This is a genomic window from Actinoallomurus oryzae, assembly GCF_039541955.1.
Classification (GTDB): domain Bacteria; phylum Actinomycetota; class Actinomycetes; order Streptosporangiales; family Streptosporangiaceae; genus Actinoallomurus; species Actinoallomurus oryzae.
On the sequence record NZ_BAABHF010000069.1, the window covers coordinates 1 to 23,043 of the forward strand.

23 protein-coding genes are annotated in these 23,043 nt (G+C 71.6%); 9 read left to right on the forward strand and 14 right to left on the reverse strand.

The features are described from left to right. Positions 1-47: 47 nt before the first annotated feature. Positions 48-212, reverse strand: a complete 165-nt coding sequence (locus ABEA10_RS49195) for a hypothetical protein (RefSeq protein ID WP_345475621.1) — start codon at positions 210-212, stop codon at positions 48-50. A gap of 133 nt (positions 213-345) precedes the next feature. Between ABEA10_RS49195 and ABEA10_RS49200 the strand changes: the two genes are divergently transcribed. Together ABEA10_RS49200 and ABEA10_RS49205 are read left to right on the forward strand one after the other, a co-directional pair. Further along, a complete protein-coding gene (locus ABEA10_RS49200) occupies positions 346-1,548 on the forward strand; it encodes a sensor histidine kinase (protein ID WP_345475622.1) in 1,203 nt (400 codons plus the stop codon). Further along, a complete protein-coding gene (locus tag ABEA10_RS49205) occupies positions 1,545-2,201 on the forward strand; it encodes a response regulator (protein WP_345475623.1) in 657 nt (218 codons plus the stop codon). The genes ABEA10_RS49200 and ABEA10_RS49205 overlap by 4 nt, the downstream gene beginning before the upstream one ends. A 6-nt stretch (positions 2,202-2,207) precedes the next feature. Here ABEA10_RS49205 and ABEA10_RS49210 read toward each other — a convergent pair whose 3' ends face one another. Further along, on the reverse strand, positions 2,208-3,236 hold the full coding sequence (locus tag ABEA10_RS49210; protein ID WP_345475624.1) for an NAD-dependent epimerase/dehydratase family protein: 1,029 nt from the start codon (positions 3,234-3,236) through the stop codon (positions 2,208-2,210). A 56-nt stretch (positions 3,237-3,292) separates the two neighbouring features. Here ABEA10_RS49210 and ABEA10_RS49215 point away from each other — a divergent pair, with 56 nt between their 5' ends. Continuing rightward, entirely contained in the window at positions 3,293-3,766 is a 474-nt protein-coding gene (locus ABEA10_RS49215; protein ID WP_345475625.1) for a MarR family winged helix-turn-helix transcriptional regulator, read from the forward strand. Between the two features lie 89 nt (positions 3,767-3,855). Here ABEA10_RS49215 and ABEA10_RS49220 read toward each other — a convergent pair whose 3' ends face one another. The 6 genes from ABEA10_RS49220 to ABEA10_RS49245 form a co-directional block, all read right to left on the reverse strand. Beyond that, positions 3,856-4,482, reverse strand: coding sequence for a DUF4240 domain-containing protein (locus ABEA10_RS49220; protein WP_345475626.1), 627 nt, complete (start codon positions 4,480-4,482; stop codon positions 3,856-3,858). Between the two features lie 29 nt (positions 4,483-4,511). Further along, the gene (locus tag ABEA10_RS49225; RefSeq protein ID WP_345475627.1) at positions 4,512-5,057 is read right to left on the reverse strand and encodes a TetR/AcrR family transcriptional regulator; all 546 of its coding nucleotides are present in this window, start codon (positions 5,055-5,057) and stop codon (positions 4,512-4,514) included. Continuing rightward, positions 5,054-5,368 (reverse strand): DMT family transporter, encoded by a 315-nt coding sequence (locus tag ABEA10_RS49230; RefSeq protein ID WP_345475713.1) that lies wholly within the window; start codon positions 5,366-5,368, stop codon positions 5,054-5,056. Before ABEA10_RS49230 ends, ABEA10_RS49225 begins: the two co-directional genes overlap by 4 nt. Positions 5,369-5,667: 299 nt before the next feature. Beyond that, on the reverse strand, positions 5,668-6,210 hold the full coding sequence (locus ABEA10_RS49235; protein ID WP_345475628.1) for a YciI family protein: 543 nt from the start codon (positions 6,208-6,210) through the stop codon (positions 5,668-5,670). A gap of 103 nt (positions 6,211-6,313) precedes the next feature. Then, entirely contained in the window at positions 6,314-7,447 is a 1,134-nt protein-coding gene (locus tag ABEA10_RS49240; protein WP_345475629.1) for a methyltransferase, read from the reverse strand. A 516-nt stretch (positions 7,448-7,963) separates the two neighbouring features. Then, on the reverse strand, positions 7,964-9,199 hold the full coding sequence (locus tag ABEA10_RS49245; RefSeq protein WP_345475631.1) for a cation diffusion facilitator family transporter: 1,236 nt from the start codon (positions 9,197-9,199) through the stop codon (positions 7,964-7,966). A gap of 188 nt (positions 9,200-9,387) precedes the next feature. On the opposite strand from ABEA10_RS49245, the gene ABEA10_RS49250 reads away from it, so the two are divergent. Together ABEA10_RS49250 and ABEA10_RS49255 are read left to right on the forward strand one after the other, a co-directional pair. Next, on the forward strand, positions 9,388-9,729 hold the full coding sequence (locus ABEA10_RS49250) for an ArsR/SmtB family transcription factor (protein ID WP_345475632.1): 342 nt from the start codon (positions 9,388-9,390) through the stop codon (positions 9,727-9,729). A 289-nt stretch (positions 9,730-10,018) separates the two neighbouring features. Next, complete coding sequence (locus tag ABEA10_RS49255) at positions 10,019-12,394, forward strand: ATP-binding cassette domain-containing protein (protein WP_425551069.1); 2,376 nt, start codon at positions 10,019-10,021, stop codon at positions 12,392-12,394. 41 nt (positions 12,395-12,435) lie between these two features. Here ABEA10_RS49255 and ABEA10_RS49260 read toward each other — a convergent pair whose 3' ends face one another. Next, entirely contained in the window at positions 12,436-13,038 is a 603-nt protein-coding gene (locus ABEA10_RS49260; protein ID WP_345475634.1) for a GNAT family N-acetyltransferase, read from the reverse strand. A 133-nt stretch (positions 13,039-13,171) separates the two neighbouring features. Between ABEA10_RS49260 and ABEA10_RS49265 the strand changes: the two genes are divergently transcribed. Continuing rightward, the gene (locus tag ABEA10_RS49265; RefSeq protein WP_345475635.1) at positions 13,172-14,683 is read left to right on the forward strand and encodes a DHA2 family efflux MFS transporter permease subunit; all 1,512 of its coding nucleotides are present in this window, start codon (positions 13,172-13,174) and stop codon (positions 14,681-14,683) included. Here ABEA10_RS49265 and ABEA10_RS49270 read toward each other — a convergent pair. After that, complete coding sequence (locus ABEA10_RS49270; protein ID WP_345475636.1) at positions 14,659-15,030, reverse strand: hypothetical protein; 372 nt, start codon at positions 15,028-15,030, stop codon at positions 14,659-14,661. The genes ABEA10_RS49265 and ABEA10_RS49270 overlap by 25 nt on opposite strands. Here ABEA10_RS49270 and ABEA10_RS49275 point away from each other — a divergent pair. Continuing rightward, positions 15,022-16,254, forward strand: coding sequence for a MutS-related protein (locus ABEA10_RS49275; RefSeq protein WP_345475637.1), 1,233 nt, complete (start codon positions 15,022-15,024; stop codon positions 16,252-16,254). The genes ABEA10_RS49270 and ABEA10_RS49275 overlap by 9 nt on opposite strands. Then, a complete protein-coding gene (locus ABEA10_RS49280; RefSeq protein WP_345475638.1) occupies positions 16,251-17,783 on the forward strand; it encodes a MutS-related protein in 1,533 nt (510 codons plus the stop codon). Before ABEA10_RS49275 ends, ABEA10_RS49280 begins: the two co-directional genes overlap by 4 nt. 20 nt (positions 17,784-17,803) lie before the next feature. Here the strand turns inward: ABEA10_RS49280 and ABEA10_RS49285 are convergent, their stop codons facing one another. The 4 genes from ABEA10_RS49285 to ABEA10_RS49300 all read right to left on the reverse strand — a co-directional run bounded on the left by ABEA10_RS49285 (position 17,804) and on the right by ABEA10_RS49300 (position 22,729). Continuing rightward, positions 17,804-19,420 (reverse strand): AMP-binding protein, encoded by a 1,617-nt coding sequence (locus ABEA10_RS49285; protein WP_345475639.1) that lies wholly within the window; start codon positions 19,418-19,420, stop codon positions 17,804-17,806. Beyond that, positions 19,417-20,286: a crotonase/enoyl-CoA hydratase family protein gene (locus ABEA10_RS49290; RefSeq protein WP_345475640.1), complete on the reverse strand. Its 870-nt coding sequence runs from the start codon at positions 20,284-20,286 to the stop codon at positions 19,417-19,419. Before ABEA10_RS49290 ends, ABEA10_RS49285 begins: the two co-directional genes overlap by 4 nt. A 98-nt stretch (positions 20,287-20,384) precedes the next feature. Continuing rightward, a complete protein-coding gene (locus ABEA10_RS49295; protein ID WP_345475641.1) occupies positions 20,385-21,686 on the reverse strand; it encodes a cyanophycinase in 1,302 nt (433 codons plus the stop codon). A gap of 254 nt (positions 21,687-21,940) precedes the next feature. After that, positions 21,941-22,729: a hypothetical protein gene (locus tag ABEA10_RS49300; RefSeq protein WP_345475642.1), complete on the reverse strand. Its 789-nt coding sequence runs from the start codon at positions 22,727-22,729 to the stop codon at positions 21,941-21,943. Here ABEA10_RS49300 and ABEA10_RS49305 point away from each other — a divergent pair. Next, positions 22,728-23,039, forward strand: a complete 312-nt coding sequence (locus tag ABEA10_RS49305; protein ID WP_345475643.1) for a hypothetical protein — start codon at positions 22,728-22,730, stop codon at positions 23,037-23,039. The two genes, ABEA10_RS49300 and ABEA10_RS49305, sit on opposite strands and share 2 nt — an antisense overlap. The last annotated feature ends 4 nt before the right edge of the window (positions 23,040-23,043 follow it).

Here is a 23,043-nt window from a genome sequence, read left to right on the forward strand (position 1 = left end):
CGCCGGCGCCACCGCGACCACGACGGCGGCGAGCGCCGTGCGGGCGCTCACCGCTCACCGCCGCGCCCGGCGGCCGGGCGGGGACGCCCGGTGCGATGCGAGGCGTCCGCCGGTGCGGGTTCGGTACGGGCCTGGGCGGCGTCCGGCCGGGCGGGGGCGGTCCCGGGCCGGCCGGATCGGTGGTGCGGTGTGGGCGGTTCGTTGCTGATCACGGGGCCCACGGTGCCGGTGCGGCGGTGCCCGCGGCATCGGCCCGGCGGCCGCATCGGCGGCGCCGCGGGTAGCCCGTGGGCGTACGCCCGCGGGCCGATGCCCGGGCCGGGACCGGCTGGTTACGATCGCCGCATGTCCAGCGCACCTCGCCCTCCGCTGCTGCGGCGGCTGTCGCCGCGGGCGCGGACCGTCCTGGCGTGGTCCGGGGCCGGCCTGTTCCCCCTCGTCCTGCTCGCCATGGTGGCGGTGGGCCCGCGCGATCCCGGCATCCCGCTGCCCGCGTCGGCGTACCTGCTGCCCGTGCTCGTGATGGTCCTGCCGGCTGGGCTGCTGTGGCGCCGCCCGCTGACGGGCCTGGCGCTGTTGATCCTGCCGCCGTTGGCCGTGGCCGTGGCCTTCCATCCGGGGGAGGGCCCGTACCTGTGGGACATCCGGGATCTCCAGCTGGTGATGCTCGACCTCGCGGCGGGGGTCATCGCGGCCTACCATCCCCGCCGCACCGCCGGGCCCGCGCTCGGCCTGGCCCTGCTCCTGCAGCTGGTGTGCGCGGTCTACTACACCCCGTGGCGGCCGCCCGGGGCCGGGCGGCCGACGCAGCTCAACACCGCCGCCGTGCTGGTCCTGGGGCTCCTGCTCGCCTGGCAGGTCGGCCGTTCGATCCGGCAGCGCCGGGACCACACCGAGGCCCGGCGCGCGCAGGCCGCGGTCCAGGCGGTTCAGGCCGAACGGCTGCGCATCGCCCGTGAGCTGCACGACATGGTCGCGCACAGCATCGGGGTGATCGCCATCCAGGCCGGTGTGGGCGGCCGGGTCATCGAGACCCAGCCGGTCGAGGCCCGCAACGCGCTGAACGCCATCGAGGACACGAGCCGGGAGACGCTGGCCGGGCTGCGGCGGATGCTCGGCGCGCTGCGCGGCGCCGAGCCGCAGGCCGCGCCGCTGGGCCCGTCACCGTCCCTGGCGGACCTGGACGGCCTGGTCGCGCGGTCGCTCGACGCGGGCGTCCGGGTCCGGGTGCGGCGGCTGGGCCGGGAGCGTCCGCTGCCCGCCGACATCGAGTTGTCGGCGTTCCGCATCGTGCAGGAGGCGGTCACCAACGTGATCCGCCACGCGGGCACGGACGAGTGCCGCGTGTGCCTGGACTACCGCGACGACGAGCTGGCCATCGAGGTCACTGACGACGGGCCGGGCGCGGCCGTGCCGGGCGCGGGATTCGGCATCGCGGGGATGCGTGAGCGGGCCGGTCTGCTGCGGGGCGGCTTCAGCGCGGGGCCGCTGCCCGACGGCGGGTTCCGGGTGGCGGCGGAGCTGCCGGTGCCGGCGGTGGCCGGGTGAGCGTCCGGGTGCTGCTCGCCGACGACCAGCCGCTCGTACGCGCCGGCCTGCGCGTCCTCGTCGCCGACCACCCCGACCTGGTCATCGTGGGTGAGGCGGGCACGGGCGCCGAGGCGGTGGACGTCGCGGACACGACCGCGCCGGACGTGGTGGTGATGGACATCCGCATGCCCGGCATGGACGGTATCGAGGCCACCCGCCGCATCACCGCGGGCGCGGACCCGCCGCGCGTGCTCATCCTGACGACGTTCGACGACGATGAGTACGTCTACGGTGCGCTGCGCGCCGGCGCGAGCGGGTTCTTGGTCAAGGACATGGCGCTGGAGGACATCCTCGCGGCGATCCGGGTGGTCGCCGCCGGCGACGCGCTGATCGCGCCGAGCGTCACGCGGCGGCTGATCGGGGAGTTCGCCGGCCGTCCCGAGCCCGCGCCGCCACGGCGTCGGCTGACGGGCGTCACCGACCGCGAGCGGCAGGTGCTCACCCTGGTCGGGCGCGGCATGTCCAACGCCGAGATCGCCGCCGAGCTGGTGGTGAGCGTGGCCACCGCGAAGGCGCACGTGGGACGCCTGTTCACCAAGCTCGACGCCCGCGACCGCGTGCACCTGGTGATCATCGCGTACGAGGCGGGCCTGGTGGCGCCGCCGCGCTGACGGCGGCTACCTGCCCAGCGCGTTGCCGGCGATGAGCGCGGTGGCGGTGTCGATGATCGTCTGTTCGGTGGGGCGGGGATGCCAGCCGAGCTCGGTGCGTGCCTTGCTGCTGTCGACGAGCCTCGTGCGGCCGAGTTCGGGGCGAATCATCGCTATCTGCGGGTTCCGTCGCGCGAGCAGCTTGACGATGAAGTCGGGCATGGCGCGCGTGGGCACCCTGGCGGCGTCGTCCGGGAGTTTCTCGCGCAGGATGCGGGCGATGTCGCGGTACCACAGGAAGGTGCCCGAGCCGAGGAAGCGCCGGCCTGCGGCGGCCGGGCTCGTCATGGCGAGGATGTGAAGTTCGGCGATGTCGCGGAGGTCGACGACGTTCCATCCGATGTTCGGCACGGCGGGGATCTCGCGGGTGAGCAGGCGGCGGATGACCACGGCGGTTCCCGGCCTGTTCGGTGTGCCCAGCATGGGGCCCAACATGAACGTCGGCAGGACGGCGGTCAGTTCGAGCCCGGTCGCGGCGGCGAGATCCCATGCGTCGCGTTCGGCGAGGATCTTGGAGTCGGGGTACGCGCGGGGCGGGGTGCCGGACGGCTCGTTCCAGATCGTCTCGGTCACCGGCGTGTCCGGGCCGGCGCTGGCGGCCGCATTGCCGGAGGACGTGAGCACGGCACGCCGCACCCCGGCGCGCGCGGCGGCGCCCAGGACGCGACGGGTGCCCTCACGCGCGGTGGTGATGAGGTCCGCGCCCGAGTCGAAGGGCATCGGCGAGGCGGTGTGCAGCACGTAGTCGGCGCCCGCGACCGCCTCGTCCCAGCCGTCGTCGCGAAGGAGGTCAACGGCCGCGAACTCGACCTCCCCGGCGGCTCGTTCGCCCGCCTGCTCGCCGACGGCGGCCCGCACCTGCCCCGTCCTGTCGAGGCCGCGCACTGTGGTGCGCACCCGGTAGCCGCGCTGGAGCAGGCCCGCGATCACCCAGCCGGCCAGGTTGCCGGTTCCGCCCGTGACAAGCACCGTCTCGCCGGCGTGGCCGGAGTCCATTTAGCTCCCCAAAATCATTGAGTTTCTCATTGATATTTGGAGCGTATCATGGCCTCATGACCATGGGCAGTGACGTGGAGGCACCGGCGACCGGCCGCGCGGACGTCGAGCGGAAGTCCGAGATCGTCCGTGTTCTCGTGGAGGTGGCGAACGCCGCGGACGCGGTCGTGGCCCAGGTGCTCGGCGAGTTCGGGGTCCCGGCCTCCGTCGCCGGCACGCTGTGGGCGCTGGCCCCGGGAACCGAGCCGCCGACGATGCGGGATGTGGCGGCCCGCCTGCGCTGCGACCCTTCCACGGTCAGTCTCGCCGCCGACAAACTCCAGAGCATGGGGCTCGTCGCCCGTCAGCCTCATCCCGCCGACGGCCGCAAGCGCACCCTGGCCCTCACCGAACGCGGGCACGAACTGTGGGAGGCGCTGAGAACGCGGCTGCACGCCTCCGGCCTGTTCACCGGTCTCGACGCGCAGGAACAGCACACCCTGCTCGCGCTGCTGACGAAAATGCAGAACCCGCAACGCCCCAGGCTGTGAGGTGCACCGGCCGGCGGAGTCCTTCCCGCCGAGCGACCGGCTCGCACGGGCCTTACCGACACCCCGACTCCGCAGGTCCGGGGATCAGGTCACTCTGGCCAGCCGGCGGGGTTGGAGCACGATTCTCGGGTGATGCCCGAGCCGGTCTGCGGGAAGTGCCCGAACCGCTCGTGGTGCAGGTGCGCGAAGAAGTAGCACATCGTCTCGCACTCCGCGTCGAGCACGGCCATCGAGGGGTCACCGGCCACCGCCGCGTAGTAGTCCGGGCCCAGCGCGACGATGAAGCCCCGCGCGTACAGGAAACCGTCGTCGGAGCCGTCGGTGACCGCGTGGACGTCCGCGCGGTCGATGTCGTGGAGCCTGCGCTCGAGCACGCGATCAAGCGCGGTCAGCTCGGCCGCCGGCAGCTCCCGGCTTCGCTCCGTGAGGTTGCGCAGGAAGTCGTCCAGGGCCTCATCGATGACCGTGATGAGGGCGGCGTCACCGTCCTCATCGGGTACGCGGCTCGCCAGCGCCCGCCGCGCCCGGTTGACCTCCTCCTCCAGCGGCGCCCACGCCGCCTCGATCAGGTCCCACAAGCGCGCTTGCTCATCCGCCGACGGAAGGCGTTGATCATCGGTCATGGGCGGGATGCTAACCGGCCGCTCCGACAGACCGGGGAGTTCGCCGCGCTGGTCGTACAGCCCGTTGAGCAGGGCGGCCTCAGGTCCCGCCACGGCACCTTTCGAACCATCGCGGCCGCCGGTCAGGGTGCGGGCCGCAGGACGGCTCGCAGGGCGGTGGCGAGCCCGGCGGTGTCCAGGGGCTGCTGGTCGCTGAGCGCGCGCAGCAGGGCCCCGTCGATGAGGAAGACCGCGGCTTTGGCCGCGGCCGGATCGGCGTACTCGCTGAGCAGGCCGACCAGACCGTCGAACCAGGTACGGGCGAGCGGGCGCAGTTCGGGCCGGCGGACCGCGGCGAGGTACAACTCGGTCTCGGTCAGCGCGCGGCCGCGGTCGGCGAGGTACTCCTCGGTCAGCGCCGCCATGGTGTCCGCGACGTCGTCGCCGGCGCGCAGGGACCGGCGCCAGGCGCGCAGGCTTTCGGCGGCCGACCGGGCGGCGTACGCCAGGGCGGCCTGGCTGAGGTCGTCCAGGCTCGTGAAGTAGTAGGTCGTCGCCCCCAGCGGCACGCCGGCGCGGGCGGCGACCGCGCGATGGGTCAGGCCACCGACGCCGACCTCGGGAATCAGCGCGCACGCGGCCTCGATGATGGCACGGCGCCGCCCCTCCGGATCACGGCGGCCGGTCAATGCGCGCCGCCCAGGTTGAGCACGACGACTCCGGCGATCACCAGCGCGACGCCGAGGGCCTTGGCGACGGTGACCGGTTCGTGCAGGAACAGCGCGCCGATCACGACGATCAGTGTCGTGCCCAGCCCCGACCACACGGCGTACCCGACGCCGACCTGCATGCCCCGGGCGAGCGCCACCGACAGGGCGAGGAAGGACCCGGCGTAGGCGACCAGGCACGCCACGGTGGGCCACACGCGCGAGAAGCCCTCGCTGGTCTTGAGCAGGCTGGTACCCAGCACCTCCGAGGCGATGGCCACGCCCAGGAACACGTACGGCAAGAGAGCCTCCCCATCGTGTACGCATGTACTAGTACGAACGTACAGGAGTGGTAGGCCGACGGAGCGCGGAGGAGGCGGGACGGCAGGCGGGCGGCCCCGGCTACGGGCGATTTCCGGCCCCGGTCAGCGATCGTGGCGCGTTCGATCAGGAACGGGCTGTGGCCCCGCTCAATGGGCGGGGATGGCTCGGGGGCCGTGCTGATGGTCGTCCATGACCGGCGCTGTCTTACTTCATGGGGTGGAGCCACTGGCCGGTGACGAAGCGGACGCGGACGTGAACGACGACGGCGTTACCGGCGTCCGCCGAACTCCCACGCGTGGACCTCGATGTCGGCGTACCGGTCCGGGGCCAGGACGGCGCGTGCCGTGTCCGGATCCGGTGCCCTGACCAGCGCCGCCGTGCCCAGCCAGGTGGCGCCGTCGTCGGACAGCAGTGGCCCGTAGGCGATCAGCTCGTCCTGGTCCGGCGGAACGGCGAGGTCGGTGCCCTTCCCCGGGCCGAGGCCGAGCACCAGGAACCGGTTGCCACCGGTCCGGCCACCGGGGAAATCCCCCATGGTGCGCCCCAGCATGTTGCGCCATCGCCGCAGCAGCACGTCCCGGTACGCGCCGGCCTGGTAGCAGGGCTCGTCGAAAGCGAACGCGCGGGCGGCGGCGGGATCGGGCAGGTCGACGATGTGCACGCTGCCGGTGAGCGTGTCGCCGGCGAAGGTCGGGCCGCGGGCGATCAGCTCCTTTTCGTATCGGTCCATGTAGGACCAGTGCTCTTCCAGCAGCCCGTGGCGCAGCGCCATGGAGCCGCGCCGGTCGCGGTGATAGCAGAAGAACTCCATGCCCCACAGTGTTCACTACCGTCACGCACCCGCTCGCAGGAAGGGGCCGTCGCCGCCGGTGTCACCGAGCCTGCTCGCTCCTGGTGACGGCCGCCGCTGAACGTCAATCGCCGGCGAGACGCCAAAGCGAAGTGACTTCCGCGGCCCGGGCAGTGTGCAGGGGATCAGCAGTGTCCCTCGCTCGTGGATGCCGCGGCTTGGTGTCGGTCCTGTCCACCACGCGCAGGCCCGCCGCCTCGATGCCGGCCAGCAGCTCCCCGCGTGTCCTGAGCCCGAGGCGCTCGGCCAGGTCCGACAGGATGAGCCATCCTTCACCTCCCGGTTCGAGATGCGTGGCGAGTCCGGCCAGGAAGCTGCGGAGCATGGTGCTGCCCGGATCGTAGACGCCTTGCTCCAGGGCGGAGGTCGGCCGGGCCGGAATCCAGGGCGGGTTGCAGACGACGAGGTGCGCGCGCCCGTCGGGAAAGAGGTCGGGGCCCACGATGTCGATGCGCCCGGTGAAGCGCAGTCGGCGGACGTTTTCGCGTGCGCAGGCCAGGGCCCGCACGCTGATGTCGGTGGCCACGATGTGGTCGATTCCCCGGTGGGCCAGGACGGCTGCGAGCACTCCCGTCCCCGTACCGAGGTCGAATGCGGTGCGGGGACCCGCGCGGTGCTCCGCCGGTGCGGGCAGCGGCGCATGTGCGACGAGGTCGACGTACTCGCCCCTGATTGGGGAGAACACGCCGTAGTGCGGGTGAATCCGAGCGCCGAGGGCCGGTACCTCCACACCCTTCGTGCGCCACTGGTGGGCTCCGAGCACGCCCAGCAGTTCGGTGAGCGAGACGGCCGTTGGCTCGGACGGGGGACCGTACGCCTCGGTGCATGCTCGGCGCACGTCGGGGGCTCTGCGCAGGTTGAGACAGTAGTCGTCTTCCAGAAGAACGACGAGCCTGCCCAGCACGCGGGCACGGTGGCCGCGGGCCCGGCGGTGCAGATGGAAGGACTCCGCCGGGCTGTCAGCTTGCCGGGGAGGTTTCCGGTCGATGCGCCGACTCATCGCTCGCAGTAGTTGACGTGCGTTGGGGAAGTCGCCTCGCCACAGTAGAGCAGTGCCTTCGCAGGCCAGACGGTAGGCGGTGTCGGCTTTCAAACGGTCGTCCGCACTGATGACGCGTCGGGGAGGCGGGGTCGCGCTCTCGGAATGCCAGCGGGCGGAACGGGGGATGTTCGTCTCGGTCCAGTAGATCGTGGACACCACGTACTCCTCGTGATCGAACGTGCAGGGGCACGAAGAGCACTTCGATGAGGAGCAGGGCAAACGGCCCGTGTACAGCACGGGCGTGTGTCAGGACAGGTAGGGCTACCGCTCCCGCGTCGAAGCGCGAGAGGAGAAGTCGCCGAGAACCATGCCGAGTGTCACGACCAGCCCTTTCAGGAGATGACGTAAGAGGCTCGCACAGTCCTCTGTCCGCAGGCAAGCCAGCCCGTACGGCGGGCGGGGACAGCTCAGCTCCCCGGTCGCCGCGGCTCGTCACTACAACACCGCGGCGGCTTCAGCGAGAAGCCCCGCGCTCGCGACGGACGTAGTCGAGGTATTCGTCCGATCCTCAGCGCGACTCGACCCCAGGACCTGCGCGATCGCCTTCCCGTATCAAGCCCGTACCACGGCCGTGTCCGAACCGGCCGCGGGCCGGACTGGTGAGCGTTCCGGCGAGCGAGGGGGCCCGTCCCTCCCGAACGCCCGCTCACCGGCCCGTGCGTAGGGCCGGGGTCAGGGCCGGTGGTGGGCCAGTGCGGCGTGGGGGTCCTCGGCGCCCGTACGGGCGGGGTCGGCGTGGATGAGGGCGGCGGTCAGGCGGGGCACGGCGTGCAGGAGGGCGTGTTCGGCCTCGACGGCGATGTGGTGGGCGGCGTGGAGGGTGAGTGATCCGTCCAGGACGACGGTGGCCTCCGCGCGGAGCCGGTGACCGATCCAGCGGGTGCGCAGTTCGGCGACGTCCTGGACACCCCGTACGGCGCGCAGCGCCGCCTCGGCCCGGTCGACGAGGGCGGGGTCGACGGCGTCCATCAGGCGCCGCAGGACCTCCCGGGCGGCGTCCTTGAGCACGAACGCGATGGCGACGGTGATGAGCAGGCCCACGATCGGGTCGGCCACGGGCACGCCCAGGGCCGCGCCGCCGGCGCCGAGCAGGACCGCCAGGGAGGCGAACCCGTCGGTGCGCGCGTGCAGGCCGTCGGCGACCAGGGCGGCCGAGCCGATCCTGCGGCCGGTGCGGATCCGGTAGCGCGCCACCCACTCGTTGCCGGCGAACCCGATCAGCGCGGCGGCCGCGACGGCCGGCAGGTGCGCCAGGGCGTGGGGGCCGGTCAGCCGGTGGATCGCGGTGACGGCGGCCAGCACCGAGGAGGCGGCGATGACCGCGACGATGACGACGCCGGCGAGGTCTTCGGCGCGCCCGAACCCGTAGGTGAACCGGCGTGTGGCCGCCCGGCGGCCGAGCACGAACGCCAGCGCCAGCGGCAGCGAGGTCAGCGCGTCGGCGGCGTTGTGCAACGCGTCTCCGAGCAGCGCGACCGAGCCGGACCAGGCCGCGACGGTGGCCTGCAGCGCGGCGGTGAGCCCGAGGACTGCGAGGGAGACCCACAGGGTCCGCATGCCCTCGGCGGAGGCCTCCATCGCGCCGTCGACCTTGTCGGCGGCCTCGTGACCGTGGGGGAGGAGAAGGTGCCGCAGCCGGTGTCCCAGCCGCGCCGTACGCCCGGCCCCGTCGTGGCGATGCGCCCGCGCCGCGTGCGCGTCCGGGCGGTGACCGTGGAGATGGTGACCGTGCGAATGCCCGCGCCCGGAACCCCGAGAACCACCACCACCGTCGTGGTGATCGGCCAGAGGGTCGTGGGCATCGACGTCATGAGGTGCGGCCGCGCGCTCGTGGTCGCGGGCGGCCGCCCCGGCGTGATGGTGTGGCGGCCGGTGCTCCGGCGGGCCGCCGGCGGGGGTCTCGCACACGTTGGCACCTGCCCTTCTGCGCGAGCGGACGCACCCACGCCCCTCCCGCCCGGGGGCTCCAGCCCACTTCCAGTGTCCAGGGCGAGGGGCGGGGGGCGGAAGACGCGCGGGACGGCTGTGGACAATCGGCGGCGGCCGGTTGGACACCGTACCGGCCATGACCCCATTATGTGCATATGAGCGCACGCATGCATCTATCAGGTGCGCATGGTTCGCAGGTACCGGCCGGTGAGCGGGTGGAGGCGGCGGTCGCGGTGCTCGGGCTGCTGGCCGACCGCACCCGGCTGGTCCTGCTGCGCCGGCTGTGCGACGGGGAGGCGGACGTGAGCACGCTGACCGAGGCGTGCGGGGCGAGCCGTACCTCGGTCAGCCAGCATCTGGCCCGCCTGCGCCTGGCCGGGCTGGTCACCACGCGCAAGGACGGCCGCCGGGTCGTGTACGCGCTGCGCCACGGCCACATTCAGCGGCTGGTGCACGAGGCACTGAGCGTGGCCGACCACCAGCTCGGCCATCTTCCCCCGCACGACTGACTTCACCACGCGGTCGAGACCGGCTCCTGCGCTCGTACGGCGATCAGGACGTGAGGAGGCGCCGCGGCGCCGGTGACCTCATCGGTCAGGATCGGAGAAGCGCGGTCCGGCGGGCCACGGCTAGCGTGGCCGCCACCGTCGACGACCGGTTGCCGCGGGCCTTCGGCCGCCGATGGGCCGAAGCGCCGGAAGACCGACATACTTCTCATCGACGCTGGTCAGACCGAGCCAGGCGACACCGGCGGAGGCCGCGAGGACGGCCCCGCCTGACAGAGGGGACACGATGAGCATGGACGACACGCAGTCGCCTGCGCCGCACGTGGCCGACAGCCACGACCTGATCCGCGTGCACGGCGCGCGGGAGAACAACCTCAAGGACGTCAGCGTCGCGATCCCCAAGCGCCGCCTGACGGTGTTCACCGGGGTCTCCGGCTCGGGTAAGAGCTCGCTGGTGTTCGACACGATCGCCGCGGAGTCACAACGGCTGATCAACGAGACCTACAGCGCGTTCGTGCAGGGTTTCATGCCGACGCTCGCGCGGCCCGAGGTCGACGTGCTCGACGGGCTCACGACCGCGATCATCGTCGACCAGCAGCGGATGGGCGCCGACCCCCGCTCCACGGTCGGCACCGCCACCGACGCCAACGCGATGCTGCGCATCCTGTTCAGCCGGCTCGGGAAGCCGCACATCGGCTCGCCCAAGGCGTTCTCCTTCAACGTCGCCTCGATCAGCGGGTCGGGAGCGGTCGCCATGGAACGCGGCGGGCGGACCGTCAAGGAGCGCCGCAGCTTCAGCATCACCGGCGGCATGTGCCCGCGCTGTGAGGGCCGGGGCTCGGTCAACGACATCGACCTGACCCAGCTGTACGACGACCGCAAGTCCCTCAGCGAGGGTGCGCTCACGATCCCCGGCTACAGCGTCGACGGCTGGTACGGGCGCATCTTCAGCGGCTGCGGCTTCTTCGACCCCGGCAAGCCGATCCGCGAGTTCACCGAAACAGAGCTGAACGACCTGCTCTACAAGGAGCCCACGAAGATCAAGGTCGAGGGGATCAACCTGACCTACGAGGGCCTGATCCCCAAGATCCAAAAGTCGATGCTGTCCAAGGACGTCGAGTCGCTCCAGCCGCACGTGCGCGCGTTCGTCGAACGCGCGGTCACCTTCACGACCTGCCCGGACTGCGACGGCACCCGGCTCAGTGAGACGGCCCGCTCCTCCAAGGTCAAGGGGATCAGCATCGCCGACGCCTGCGCGATGCAGATCAGCGACCTGGCCCAGTGGGTGCGCGGCCTGGACGAGCCGTCCGTCGCGCCGCTGCTGGCGACGCTGCAGCGCACCCTCGACTCGTTCGTCGACATCGGGCTGGGCTACCTCAGCCTCGACCGCCCGTCGGGCACGCTGTCGGGCGGTGAGGCCCAGCGCACCAAGATGATCCGCCACCTGGGCTCCTCGCTCACCGACGTCACCTACGTCTTCGACGAGCCGACGATCGGGCTGCACCCCCACGACATCCAGCGGATGAACGACCTGCTGGCACAGCTGCGGGACAAGGGCAACACCGTGCTGGTCGTCGAGCACAAGCCCGAGGCGATCGCGATCGCCGACCACGTCGTCGACCTCGGCCCCGGCGCCGGCACCGCGGGCGGTGAGGTGGTGTTCGAGGGCAGCGTCGAGGGGCTGCGGGCCAGCGGCACGCTGACCGGGCGGCACCTGGACGACCGCGCCGCCCTCAAACCCTCGGTACGGGCACCGTCGGGCGTGCTGGAGGTACGCGGCGCGGCCACCCACAACCTGCGGGACGTCGACGTCGACATCCCGCTCGGCGTGCTGGTGGTGGTGACCGGTGTGGCCGGGTCGGGAAAGAGCTCACTGATCCACGGCTCGGTGTCGGGCCGAGACGGGGTGGTCGCGGTCGACCAGACGGCGATCAAAGGCTCACGGCGCAGCAACCCGGCGACCTACACCGGCCTGCTCGACCCGATCCGCAAGGCGTTCGCGAAGGCCAACGGCGTCAAGCCGGCACTGTTCAGCCCCAACTCCGAAGGCGCCTGCCCCGGCTGCAACGGCGCCGGGGTCATCTACACCGACCTGGCGATGATGGCCGGGGTCGCCACGGTGTGCGAGGAGTGCGAGGGCAAGCGGTTCCAGGCCTCGGTGCTCGACTTCACCTTCGGCGGCCGTGACATCGCCGAGGTGCTGGCGATGCCGGTCGAGGAGGCCGCGGCGTTCTTCGGCGCCGGGGAGGCCAGGACACCCGCCGCGCACAAGATCCTCACCCGGATGGCCGACGTCGGGCTGGGCTACCTCAGCCTCGGCCAGCCGCTCACGACCCTGTCCGGCGGTGAGCGGCAGCGCCTCAAGCTCGCCACCCACATGGGCGACAAGGGCGGCGTGTTCGTCCTCGACGAGCCGACCACCGGCCTGCACCTGGCCGACGTGGAGCATCTGCTCGGCCTGCTCGACCGGCTCGTCGACTCCGGCAAGTCGGTCATCGTGATCGAGCACCATCAGGCGGTCATGGCGCACGCCGACTGGATCATCGACCTGGGCCCCGGCGCCGGCCACGACGGCGGCCGGGTCGTCTTCGAGGGCACGCCCGCCGACCTCGTCACCGCCCGCTCCACCCTCACCGGCGAGCACCTCGCGACCTACGTCGGCGCCTGAAAAAGGGACCCGCCTCGCCTCCGCCGGACCGTACGCGGGCCTCAGGCGGAGGCGAGGCGGGCGCGCAGCCGGTCGCGGGCGGCGGGCCACTCCGCGGCGAGCATCGAGTAGCAGACGGTGTCGCGGACCGAGCCGTCGGGCCGGATGCGGTGGCTGCGCAGCACCCCCTCACGGCGCGCGCCGAGGCGTTCGATCGCGCGCTGGGAGCGTTCGTTGCGGTGGTGGGTGTGCCAGCCCACCCGGATGGCCCCCAGCACCTCGAACGCCCGCTCGAGCAGCAGGAGCTTGGCCTCGGTGTTCAGAGCCGTACGCTGCCAGCGGACGCCGATCCAGGTGTGGCCGATGCACAGGCCGCGGTGCGCCGGTTCGACCTCGTAGTACGACGTCGTGCCGGCGACCTCCCCGGTGACGGCGTCGATCTGCGCCCACGGCAGGAGCCGGCCGGCGTCCATCGCGCGCAGGTCCGCCTCGATCATGCGGCGCGTCTGCGCGACGTCGGCCGGCTGCGGCACGTTCAGCCACCGCCAGACCTCCGGGTCCTTGCCCGCCTCGTACAGCCCCTCGGCGTGCTCGGGGCCGAGCGGTTCCAGGCGGGCGTGGTCCCCGGCCAGCGGCGGGCGGTCGAACCAGGTGCTCGTACTCATGGCCCGCACGTTATCGGCGTCCGGGCACGCCCGGAAACGGGGTTTCCAGCGCCCCGGCGGTTCGTGCGGCAGTGAGCGCGCCCGGAACGCCGGGTTGACTTCGAGCACGCTCTAAATCCTAGCGTCGTCGATCATGAGTTCCCCGACACCGCCGGACACCACCGCCGGCGACCTCAGCCACCGCCACCGTCTCCTGATCCTCGCGATCTGCTGCACCAGCATGATCGTCGTCGTCATGGACATCTCCATCGTCAACGTCGCACTGCCGGCGATCCGCGCCGACCTGCACGCCTCGATGTCCGGCCTGCAGTGGACCATCGACGCCTACACCCTGGTACTCGCCGGCTTCCTCGTGCTGGCCGGATCCACCGCCGACCGGTTCGGCCGCCGACGCGTCTTCCAGCTCGGCCTGACCGCCTTCGGGCTCGGCTCGCTGCTGTGCGGCCTGGCCCCGGGCATCGGCTGGCTCATCGCCGCCCGCACGCTGCAGGCCGCCGGCGGCACCATGCTCAACCCGGTCGCGTTGGCGATCGTCGCCACCGCGTTCCCCGGCCCGGCCGAACGGGCCCGGGCCATCGGCGTGTTCGGCTCGATGAGCGGCCTGGCGCTGGCGCTGGGCCCCATCCTCGGCGGCGCCCTCGTCGACGGTCTCGGCTGGCACTCCATCTTCTGGATCAACGTGCCGATCGTGGCCGTCGCGATCGCCGGCACCGCACGGTTCGTACCGGAGTCCCGCGCCGCCCGCGCACGCCGGTTCGACCCGGCCGGCCAGGCCCTGATGGTCCTGGTGCTGGGCGGCGTCGTCTACGCGACCATCGAGTCCCCGTCGCTGGGCTGGACCTCACCGCTCATCCTCGGCCTGCTCGCCGCCGCCGTCCTGGGCGTCGTGGGCATCCTCGGCTACGAACCACGCCGGACCGACCCGCTGCTGGAGCTGCGCCTGTTCCGCAGCGTCCCGTTCAGCGCGGCGATCGTGATGGCGCTGCTGGCACTGTGCGGGTTCGGCGCGTTCCTGTTCATGACCACCCAGTACCTGCAGGACGTCCGCGGCCTGCCGGCGCTCACCGCCGGGCTGTGCCTGCTCCCGGTCGGGGCCCTGGTCCTGGTGCTGTCCCCGTTCACCGGCCGGCTGGTCGGCACGCGCGGCCCCCGCCTGCCACTGGTGATCTCCGGGACGGCCCTGGCCCTGGGCGGCGCCGCGTCACTGCGCCTCGGCCCGGCCACCCCGCTGCCGGCCGTACTCGCCACCTACGCGCTGTTCGGTGTCTTCCTGGGCACCGTCAACCCGCCGATCACCAACACGGCGGTCTCCGGGATGCCCCGCTCGATGACCGGGGTGGCCACCTCACTGGCCTCCGCCGGCCGGCAGATCGGCACCACCCTGGGCGTCGCGATCGCCGGCACGGCCCTCGGATCGTCCCTGACCCACGGCGGCACCGCCTACACCCGCGCCGAACACCGCGTGTGGTGGCTGGTGCTCGCCCTCGGCGCCGGCATCATCGTCCTGGGCCTGGTCAGCACCGGACCCCGGGCCCTGCGCACCGCGGCCCGTGCCGCGGCCCTGTTCGAGGGCGCCGGCCCCACCCGCGCGGCCGAACCGGGGGACAGGTACGGCACGCCTCACGCCTCCGCTTCTGAGCGATAATCCCAATCCCCGGCCCCCGGGCCGCGAACCCGCCCGAGCGGAAGGCAAGGACCATCCACAGCCTGCTCTTCGCACACCACGACCCCCCGGCCGGGCCCGTACCCGAACCGGAACACCTCCGCGACCTGGCCCTGGACCAGATCATCTCGCCGATCGCCCGCCGCCACCCCGGCGCGGACCTGGAAACCTACTTCCACCTGCCGCTCCGCGACCCCGCGCTGGTCCGGTTCCGGCAGGAGATCTTCCAGGACCTGCAGGCACCCGCGCTGCACCAGGCCGCCGAACGCTTCACCACCGCGATGGCCCGGACCCTGCGGCGCCAGGGCGCCGTAGAGCGGATGAAACACCCGCCCCAGGCCGGCCGCTGGTTCCTGGAGATCGTCCTGGAGTACGAGACCACGGTCCTGCAACTCCTCGACGCCCTGCGCACGGCCACCGCACCGGGCCTGAGAACCCTCCATGACGACCTGTCCGAACACACCGCGACCCCGAGGTTCACCGAACCGGGGGAGCGGGCCCGGCGGCTGCGCGACCGCCTCGGCCAGGTCCACTACGACCTGATGCTGCGCGGCGACAAGATCACGGTCGCCGGGCACGACCCCGCCGACCGCTTCGACTTCGCCGAACGGATCCTCACCGCGTTCGACCGGTTCCGCCCGGACCCGCCACCCGACCGACCGGACGAACCCCCCACCGACATGGGCCTGGACACCCTCGAAGCCGCCGTGCTCGACCTCGTCGTCGAACTCCATCCCCGCGTCTTCGACGACCTCGCCGCCTTCCGCGCGGCAGCCCACGACCTCATCGACGACCAGATCCTCCAGATCGACCGCGAACTCCGCTTCTACCTCGGCTACCTGCGGTTCCTCGCCCCCCTGCGGGAAGCCGGACTGCCGTTCTGCCGCCCCGAGGTCACCACCACCGACAAGGGCCTGCTCGCCCGCGAGGTCTTCGACCTCGCCCTCGCGGCCACCCTCACCCCCGCCGGCGGACGCGTCGTCGGCAACGACGTCGACCTGCGCGACGGCGAACGCATCCTGCTGGTGTCCGGACCCAACCAGGGCGGCAAGACGACCCTGTCCCGCGCCTTCGGCCAGCTCCACCACCTGGCCGCCCTCGGCTGCCCCGTCCCCGGACGCCAGGCCAGGATCTTCCTGCCCGACCGGATCCTCACCCACTATCCCCGCACCGAGAACCTCGCCACCCTCACCGGCGAACTCGAAGACGAACTCCTGCGGATGCGCCGGATCCTCGACCAGGCCACCCCCGACAGCGTCATCGTCTTGAACGAGATCTTCAGCTCCACCACCGGCGAAGACGCCCTCGCGCTGAGCACCGCGGTACTCACCCGCCTGTCCCGCCTCGACACCCAGTGCCTGTGGGTCGGCTTCCTGGACGAACTGTCCCGCCTCGACCCCAAGACGGTGAGCATGGTCAGCACCGTCACCGGCGACGGCACCCGCACCTACAAACTGCTACGCCGCCCCGCCGACGGACACGCCCACGCCATCGCGATCGCCGAGAAACACCGGCTGACCTACACCCAGCTCACCGCCCGGATGGGCCGATGAGACCACGGCTGATGTTCCCCGACGCCGACTTCTCCCCGGCCGCCCCCGACACCACCCACCACGACCTCATCGAAGACCTCGAACTCCACGAGCTGTGGGACGCCATGGCACGCGGCGACGGCCGGCTGCACCTGATCGCCCGGACCGCGACCCTGACCCCCCTCACCGACCCCGCCACCATCACCCACCGCCAGGACGTCCTCACCGACTGCCTCCGCAACACCACCACCGCCCGCGCCCTGTACGACCTGGCCGACCAGGCGGTGACCGCCGACCGGCAGATCACCCGCGTGGGCGCCAGGAACCCCGAAGTCCTGCTGAACCAGTCACTGCGCGCCCTGGAACTGTTCTGCGGCCACCTGCGGCGGCTCAGCGCGTTCACCGCCGAACACGCACACGCGTTCGGCTCGGCCGCCCTCACCCGGCTGTGCCGGCTGATCCGCGAACAGCTCACCGGCGAATACCTCGGCGAACTCGAGACGCTCCTGCGCCGGATCGACTTCGACCACGGCATCATCGCCACCGCCCACCTCGGCGAGGGCAACAAGAGCGTCGGCTTCCGGCTCCAGGAACCACCCTCCGGCAAGGGCCGCGGCTCCGCCGCCCACCGGCGCCTCAAACGCTCCGGCCTCAGCTGCACCATCCGCGGCCGGTACGAGGCGGACTGGCGCGCCCTGACCTCCTTCCGCGGCCGCGTCCTGCAGGTGATCGCCGACGCCGCGACCGAGTCCGCGGGCAACGTCCGCGGCTTCTTCACCGCCCTGCGCGACGAACTGGGCTTCTACATCGGCTGCCTCAACCTCGCCGAGACCCTGACCGAAAGCGGACTGCCGATCTGCCTGCCCACGCCCCGCCCATCGGCCGAACGGGCCCTCACCGCCCAGGACCTGCACGAACCGTGCCTGGCCCTGAGACGCGGCGGCCCCAACGCCGGCAACGACATCACCGCCGACGCCACCGACCTCATCGTGATCACCGGCGCGAACGGCGGCGGCAAGACCACCTTCCTGCGCAGCGTCGGCGTCGCCCACCTGATGATGCAAAGCGGAATGTTCGTCACCGCCCACGCCCTCACCGCCTCGGTCACCGGCCGCCTCCACACCCACTTCCGGCGCGAAGAGGACCACACGATGGCGAGCGGCAAACTGGAGGAGGAACTCATCCGCATGAGCGCCGTCGCCGACGCCCTGCACCCCGGTGACCTCCTGCTGTGCAACGAGTCGTTCACCTCGACCAACGAACGCGAAGGCTCCACCATCGCCGCCGAGATCGTCCAGGCCCTCACCGACTCGGGCGTCCGCGTGCTGTTCGTGACCCACCTTCACGACTTCGCCCGCCGAATGCTCACCGAGCGGCCCGCCCGCAGCCTGTTCCTCCTCGCCGCGCGCGGCGAGAACGGGCAACGCCCGTTCCGTCTCACCCCGGGAGTTCCCTCACCCACCGCCCACGCCGCCGACCTGTACGCCCGGATCTTCGGCGAGCCACTGGACCGGCCCGCCGACGACCGGCCCGACGACCGGCAGGCCTGACGACCGGCAGGCCTGACCGGTCAGGCCAGCACCGGGAGTTCGCCCGCGTCGATCCGCCGCCGCAGCAGGAACTTCTGCGCCTTACCCATCGCATTGGCCGGGATCGCCTCCGCGACATACCAGTGCCGGGGCGTCTTGTGCGGGGCGAGCAACGCCCGCAGATGCGCGTGCAGATCCGCCGCCGCCGGCACCGGCCCGGCCGGAACGATCACCGCGGCGACCTGCTCACCCCAGTCCGGATCGGGCACACCGAGAACCGCCGCCCCGGCGACACCGGGATGACGGGTCAGCGCCACCTCGATCTCCCGGGGATAGATGTTCTCCCCACCACGAATGATCATGTCCTTGAGACGGCCGGTGACACGCAGGAAACCACGCCCATCCATCACACCCAGATCACCGGTACGCAGCCAGCCGTCCGCGTCGATCGCCGCCGCGGTCGCCTCCGGCATCGCGAAGTACTCCTGCATCACCTGGTAGCCGCGGGCCAGGATCTCACCCTCCGCACCGACCGGCAGCACCGCCCCGGACCCATCAACGATCTTCACCTCGGCCTGCCACAACGGCCGCCCCGTGGTCTCCCGCCGATCCGCGACCGCATCGTCGGTGGCGGTCTGCGCCAGGATCGGACTGAGTTCGGTCTGCCCGTACACCGTGGTGAACCGCGCGCCGAACCGCCGCTCGGCGGCCTCGACCAGCGCCGGCGGCACGGCATCCCCACCGGACGCCAGAATCCGGCACCCGCTCAGATCGAAGTCCTCGAAACGCGGGTGAGCCAGCAGAGCCGAATACATCGCCGGCACCCCCGCGAACAGCCCGGCCCGCCACTCCTCCAACGCGGACAGCATCAGCTCGGGCTGGAACGACTGGGCCAGCACGAGCGTGCCACCCACCGACGCGGTCCCCAGAACCGACAGCCCGCAACCCGCCGTGTGGAACAGCGGCAGAGCGGTCGCCCACACCCCGCCCTCGGGAAAACCCGCCCGCGCGATGACATACGACGCGTTCGTCACCATGCCGCGATGGTCCAGCACCGCGCCCTTGGGAAAACCCGTGGTCCCCGACGTGTACTGGATCTGCATCGGATCCCCGGGCCCCACCCGCGGCAACTGCCGCGGCGCCGTACCCCGGATGTGCTCCGCCCAGCCGGTGAAACTGACCGTCTCCCGCAGATCCGGCAACCGGCCACCGATCCCGGCGACGATCCCCGCCATGTCCGTACCACGGAACGCGTCCACATGGACGACACCGACACTGCGGGACTGCCGCAGCACATACTCCAGCTCCGCCGCACGCAACGCCGGATTCGCGGTGACCAGCACCACCCCCGCCAGCGCGGCACCGTACTGCAGGATCACCCACTCGGGCACATTCGGCGCCCACACCGCGACATGCTCACCCGGGGAGAACCGGCTGCCCAGCCACGCCGCCGCCTGCTCGGCGTCCGCCAGCAACTCCGCATACGTCCAACGACGATCCGTACGCGCCGCACCGGTGAGCGCCGACCCCGCCGGAGCCACCTCCACCAGCGCCGTACGGCCGGGATCCGCCGCGGCCGCACGACGCAGCAGCTCACCCGCGGTCAACTCCAGCACCGGCCGCGACGTGTCGGCCGGCCAGTACGACTCGGTGATCACCGCGGGTCCTCCAGATCACGCGCGGACGGAACCGGACCGCCACCCTCGGGAATCCACCGGCCCGAGTCGCGCCACCGCACGGCCTCGTGAAAACCGTGCTCGGCGGCGAACCGCTGGAACCAGCGGCCCTCGGGGGAGTGGCGGGCGATACCGTCGAACAGCGTCGCCAGGATCTGCGTGCCGTGCAGACCCATGTTGTCGTACGCCTGATTGATCATGAGCTTCTGCATCACCAGCTGATTCACCGGCACCCCGGCGATCCGGTCGGCGAGCGCCTCCACACGCTCACCGAGCCGCTCCGCCGGCACCGACTCCAGCACCAGCCCCCACTCCGCGGCCTGCCGGCCGTCGATGGTGTCACCGGTCAGCAACATCCGCTTCGCCCGCTCCGCGCCCAGCCGGTACACCCACATCGCCGTCGTCGGACACCCCCACACCCGCGACGGCATGTAACCGATCCGGGCGTCGTCGGCCATCACCACCATGTCGCACGACAAGGCGATGTCACTCCCGCCCGCGACCGCGTACCCGTGCACCTGCGCGATGGTCGGCTTCAGCGAACGCCACAACGAGAAGTACTCATCGGTGTGACGCTTCATCATCCGGTAGTCCTTGACCGGATCCCAGACCTCCTCCTGCGTCCCGGCACCACCCTCGGCATAGTCCTTCAGGTCATAACCGGAACAGAACGCACGACCGGCACCCCGCACGATGATGACGTGCACATCAGGATCCTCATCGGCGCGTTCGACGGCACGCGGCAGCGCGCGGGCGAGCTCATCGTCGATCGCGTTGAGCCGGTCGGGACGATTGAGGGTCAGGTAGGCCTTACGGTCCTTCGTCTCGTAACGGACGGTGTCGCTCACGGGCTCCCTTTATTCGATTAGCGTCTGCGAGGGTCACAACAGGCGGATGACACCGGAGATTATGCGCCATCCACGCCGCGCCGATCACCCCGGACCGATCACCGAGCCGCAGACGCCGACCCCGGCAGCGCGTACATCTCCACCGTCAACCCCACGAAAGCGACACCGGTGCCGACCCGGTAGGCCGCGAACCCACCCGCCTTCCGCAGAACGACGGCGTACACCGGCGCGCTCTGCGCACTGTGCCCCACGACCGTCACCGACCGCGCCGCCTCCGCCAGATCCACCGCGGCACCCGTGAGACCGAAACGCCCCTGGTCGGACGCCTCCGTGTCGAACACGTCCTCCACCGGCGAGACCGCCGCATGATCCGCCGCCGCCAACGGCACCGCACCGGACGGCATCCGGACGGTCCACCTCGCCGGGTCATAGACCGCACCGTCCGTCAGATAACTCCACCGCACCCCGCCGATCGACCAGTGACCCGCCCGCGAACCGACCTTCGCGCCACGCAGATCCAGCACCGACACACCATGCCGGCCCAGCACCCGCAGCGTATGACCACCGCCACCCGTCGGCACCACCTCCAACGCCGTGTCCGGATCCAGCCCGAACACCCGCCGATGCCCCGTGTCGGCGGCCAGCCGCACCGCACGCCCCAAACGCCCGTACGCGGAGAAATGCGTGTCGATCAGCCCGTCGGTGAAGAACCCAAAACCACCCGCGGGCAGATCGGCCAGCACACTGTCATCACGGAAGTAACCCGCCCGGCTCCCATCGCGCAGCGCCTCATAGCTCGCCCCACCCGTGACCATGTCCGGCCCGGACTGGATCTGCGCACCGGCGCTCGTACCCGCGACCAGGGCACCCTGCGCGTACCGGGCCCGGATCGTGGCCATCAACCGCGTATCGGTATGCGCGGCACCGTGCAGCAACGTCGTGACCAGCCGATACTGATCACCACCACCGAAGACGAACCCGGTCATCGACGCCGCCTCCGCGGCGACCTCACGGCTGTCGGCCGCGCCCGGGTGATCCAGGTCGACGGGGATCCACCGCACCGACCCCGCCCCGTACCTCTTGAGGATGTCGACGTAGAAACGGCCGTTGGCGACGCTGTTCGCGGCACCGGCCTGGCCGGCCAGCGGATCCTGACTGGGCGGGACGGACGCGGCGGTGATCACACCGATACGGGCACGCGCGCCGCCGGACGCCTGCACGATCCGCTGGTAGATCTCGGCGTTGCCGTCCGACAGCGCCCCGCCGACCAGGATCAACGTGCCGTGATGCGCCGCACGCGGCGCGGCGCTCACCGCCTTGGCGGTCGCGTCGGAGGTGGGGGTGGTGGTCATCATCGCCGCCAGAACGGTAGCCGCGGACAACATCACGAGTCGTTTCATCAGGGGTCTCATCCGGGATGTGCGGCCGAAGCCGGCCGGTGCCATTGGACCATCGACACGGCCCTGCGGGCGGGGTCGTCACCGTCAGGTACGCGTATCCACCGGCCGCGGCAGCGTCGCCGCGGGAGAACGGTGCAGCAAGGTGCGCTTCAGCCTACCCGCGAAAAACGGCGTTTGCGCAGGTCACGACACGTGTGGTGGATTGCGTCCCGCCAACCGGAAACTGTCCGCTCAAGGCTCTGCCGTCACCGCTGTCACGCCGGTGACGGCGGCCCGGGGGAGTCCACGGCCGGAAGCGGACGCGACGATCTCAAGCCCGGCGCCGGATGCTGGAGATCCACTGCGGCAAGGAGCGAAGACCGTTGGAGAGCATCACCAAGAACCGCCAGCCGCCCCAGACCCTGCGGGCCATGATCGCGCGCGCCTACGGCCCCGACCAGGTCCCCACCGAAGACCCGGGCTGGGCGACCGAACTGGGACACGGCTGGTTCAACGTCGCCTACCGGATCCGCCTGCGCGACGGCACCCAGGTCGCCCTCAAGATCGCACCCCCCGCCACCGTCGAGGTACTGACCTACGAACGGCACGCGATGGCGACCGAACTCTCCGCGCTGCGACTCATCCCCGAACACACCGACGTACCCGTACCGGCCGTCCACTTCGCCGACCAGAGCCACGAACTCTGCGACGCCGACTACTTCTTCATGCCGTACATCGACGCGGACAACCTCGGCACCCTCCGCGGCACGCTGCCCCAGGCCACCCACGACGCCTACCAGGAGGCCCTCGGCGCGGCCACCCGCGAACTCAACACGATCCGCGGCACCGCCTTCGGCCCGCTCACCGGCCCCGGCCACCACAGCTGGCGCACCGTGTTCACCGGCATGGTCGAAGACGTCCTGAACGACGGCGAACGACGCGCCGTCGACCTCGGCTGGGACTACGACGCCGTACGCGACGTCCTCGACGCGAACGCCGACAGCCTCGACGAGGTCACCGACCCCCCGATACGTCGAATGGGACCTGTGGGACAACAACGTCATGGTCCGCGACGGCGCCATCGTCAGCGTCATCGACCACGAACGGGCGTTCTACGGCGACCCCCTCATCGAAGCCGGCTTCGTCGCCACCCAGCTCCCCGCCTTCGGCGACTCAACGGCGTTCATGCGCGGATACGGACACCGCGCGCTGACCACGACCGAACGCACACGCCGGCGCCTGTACTGCCTCCACCTCACCCTCATCCTGGTGATCGAGACCGTCTACCGCGGACACACCGACACCAGGCAGTACGACTGGGCGCGCGACCGGCTCACCGAGGCCATGACACTGCTCCGGCGACGCGCCCGCTGAACCC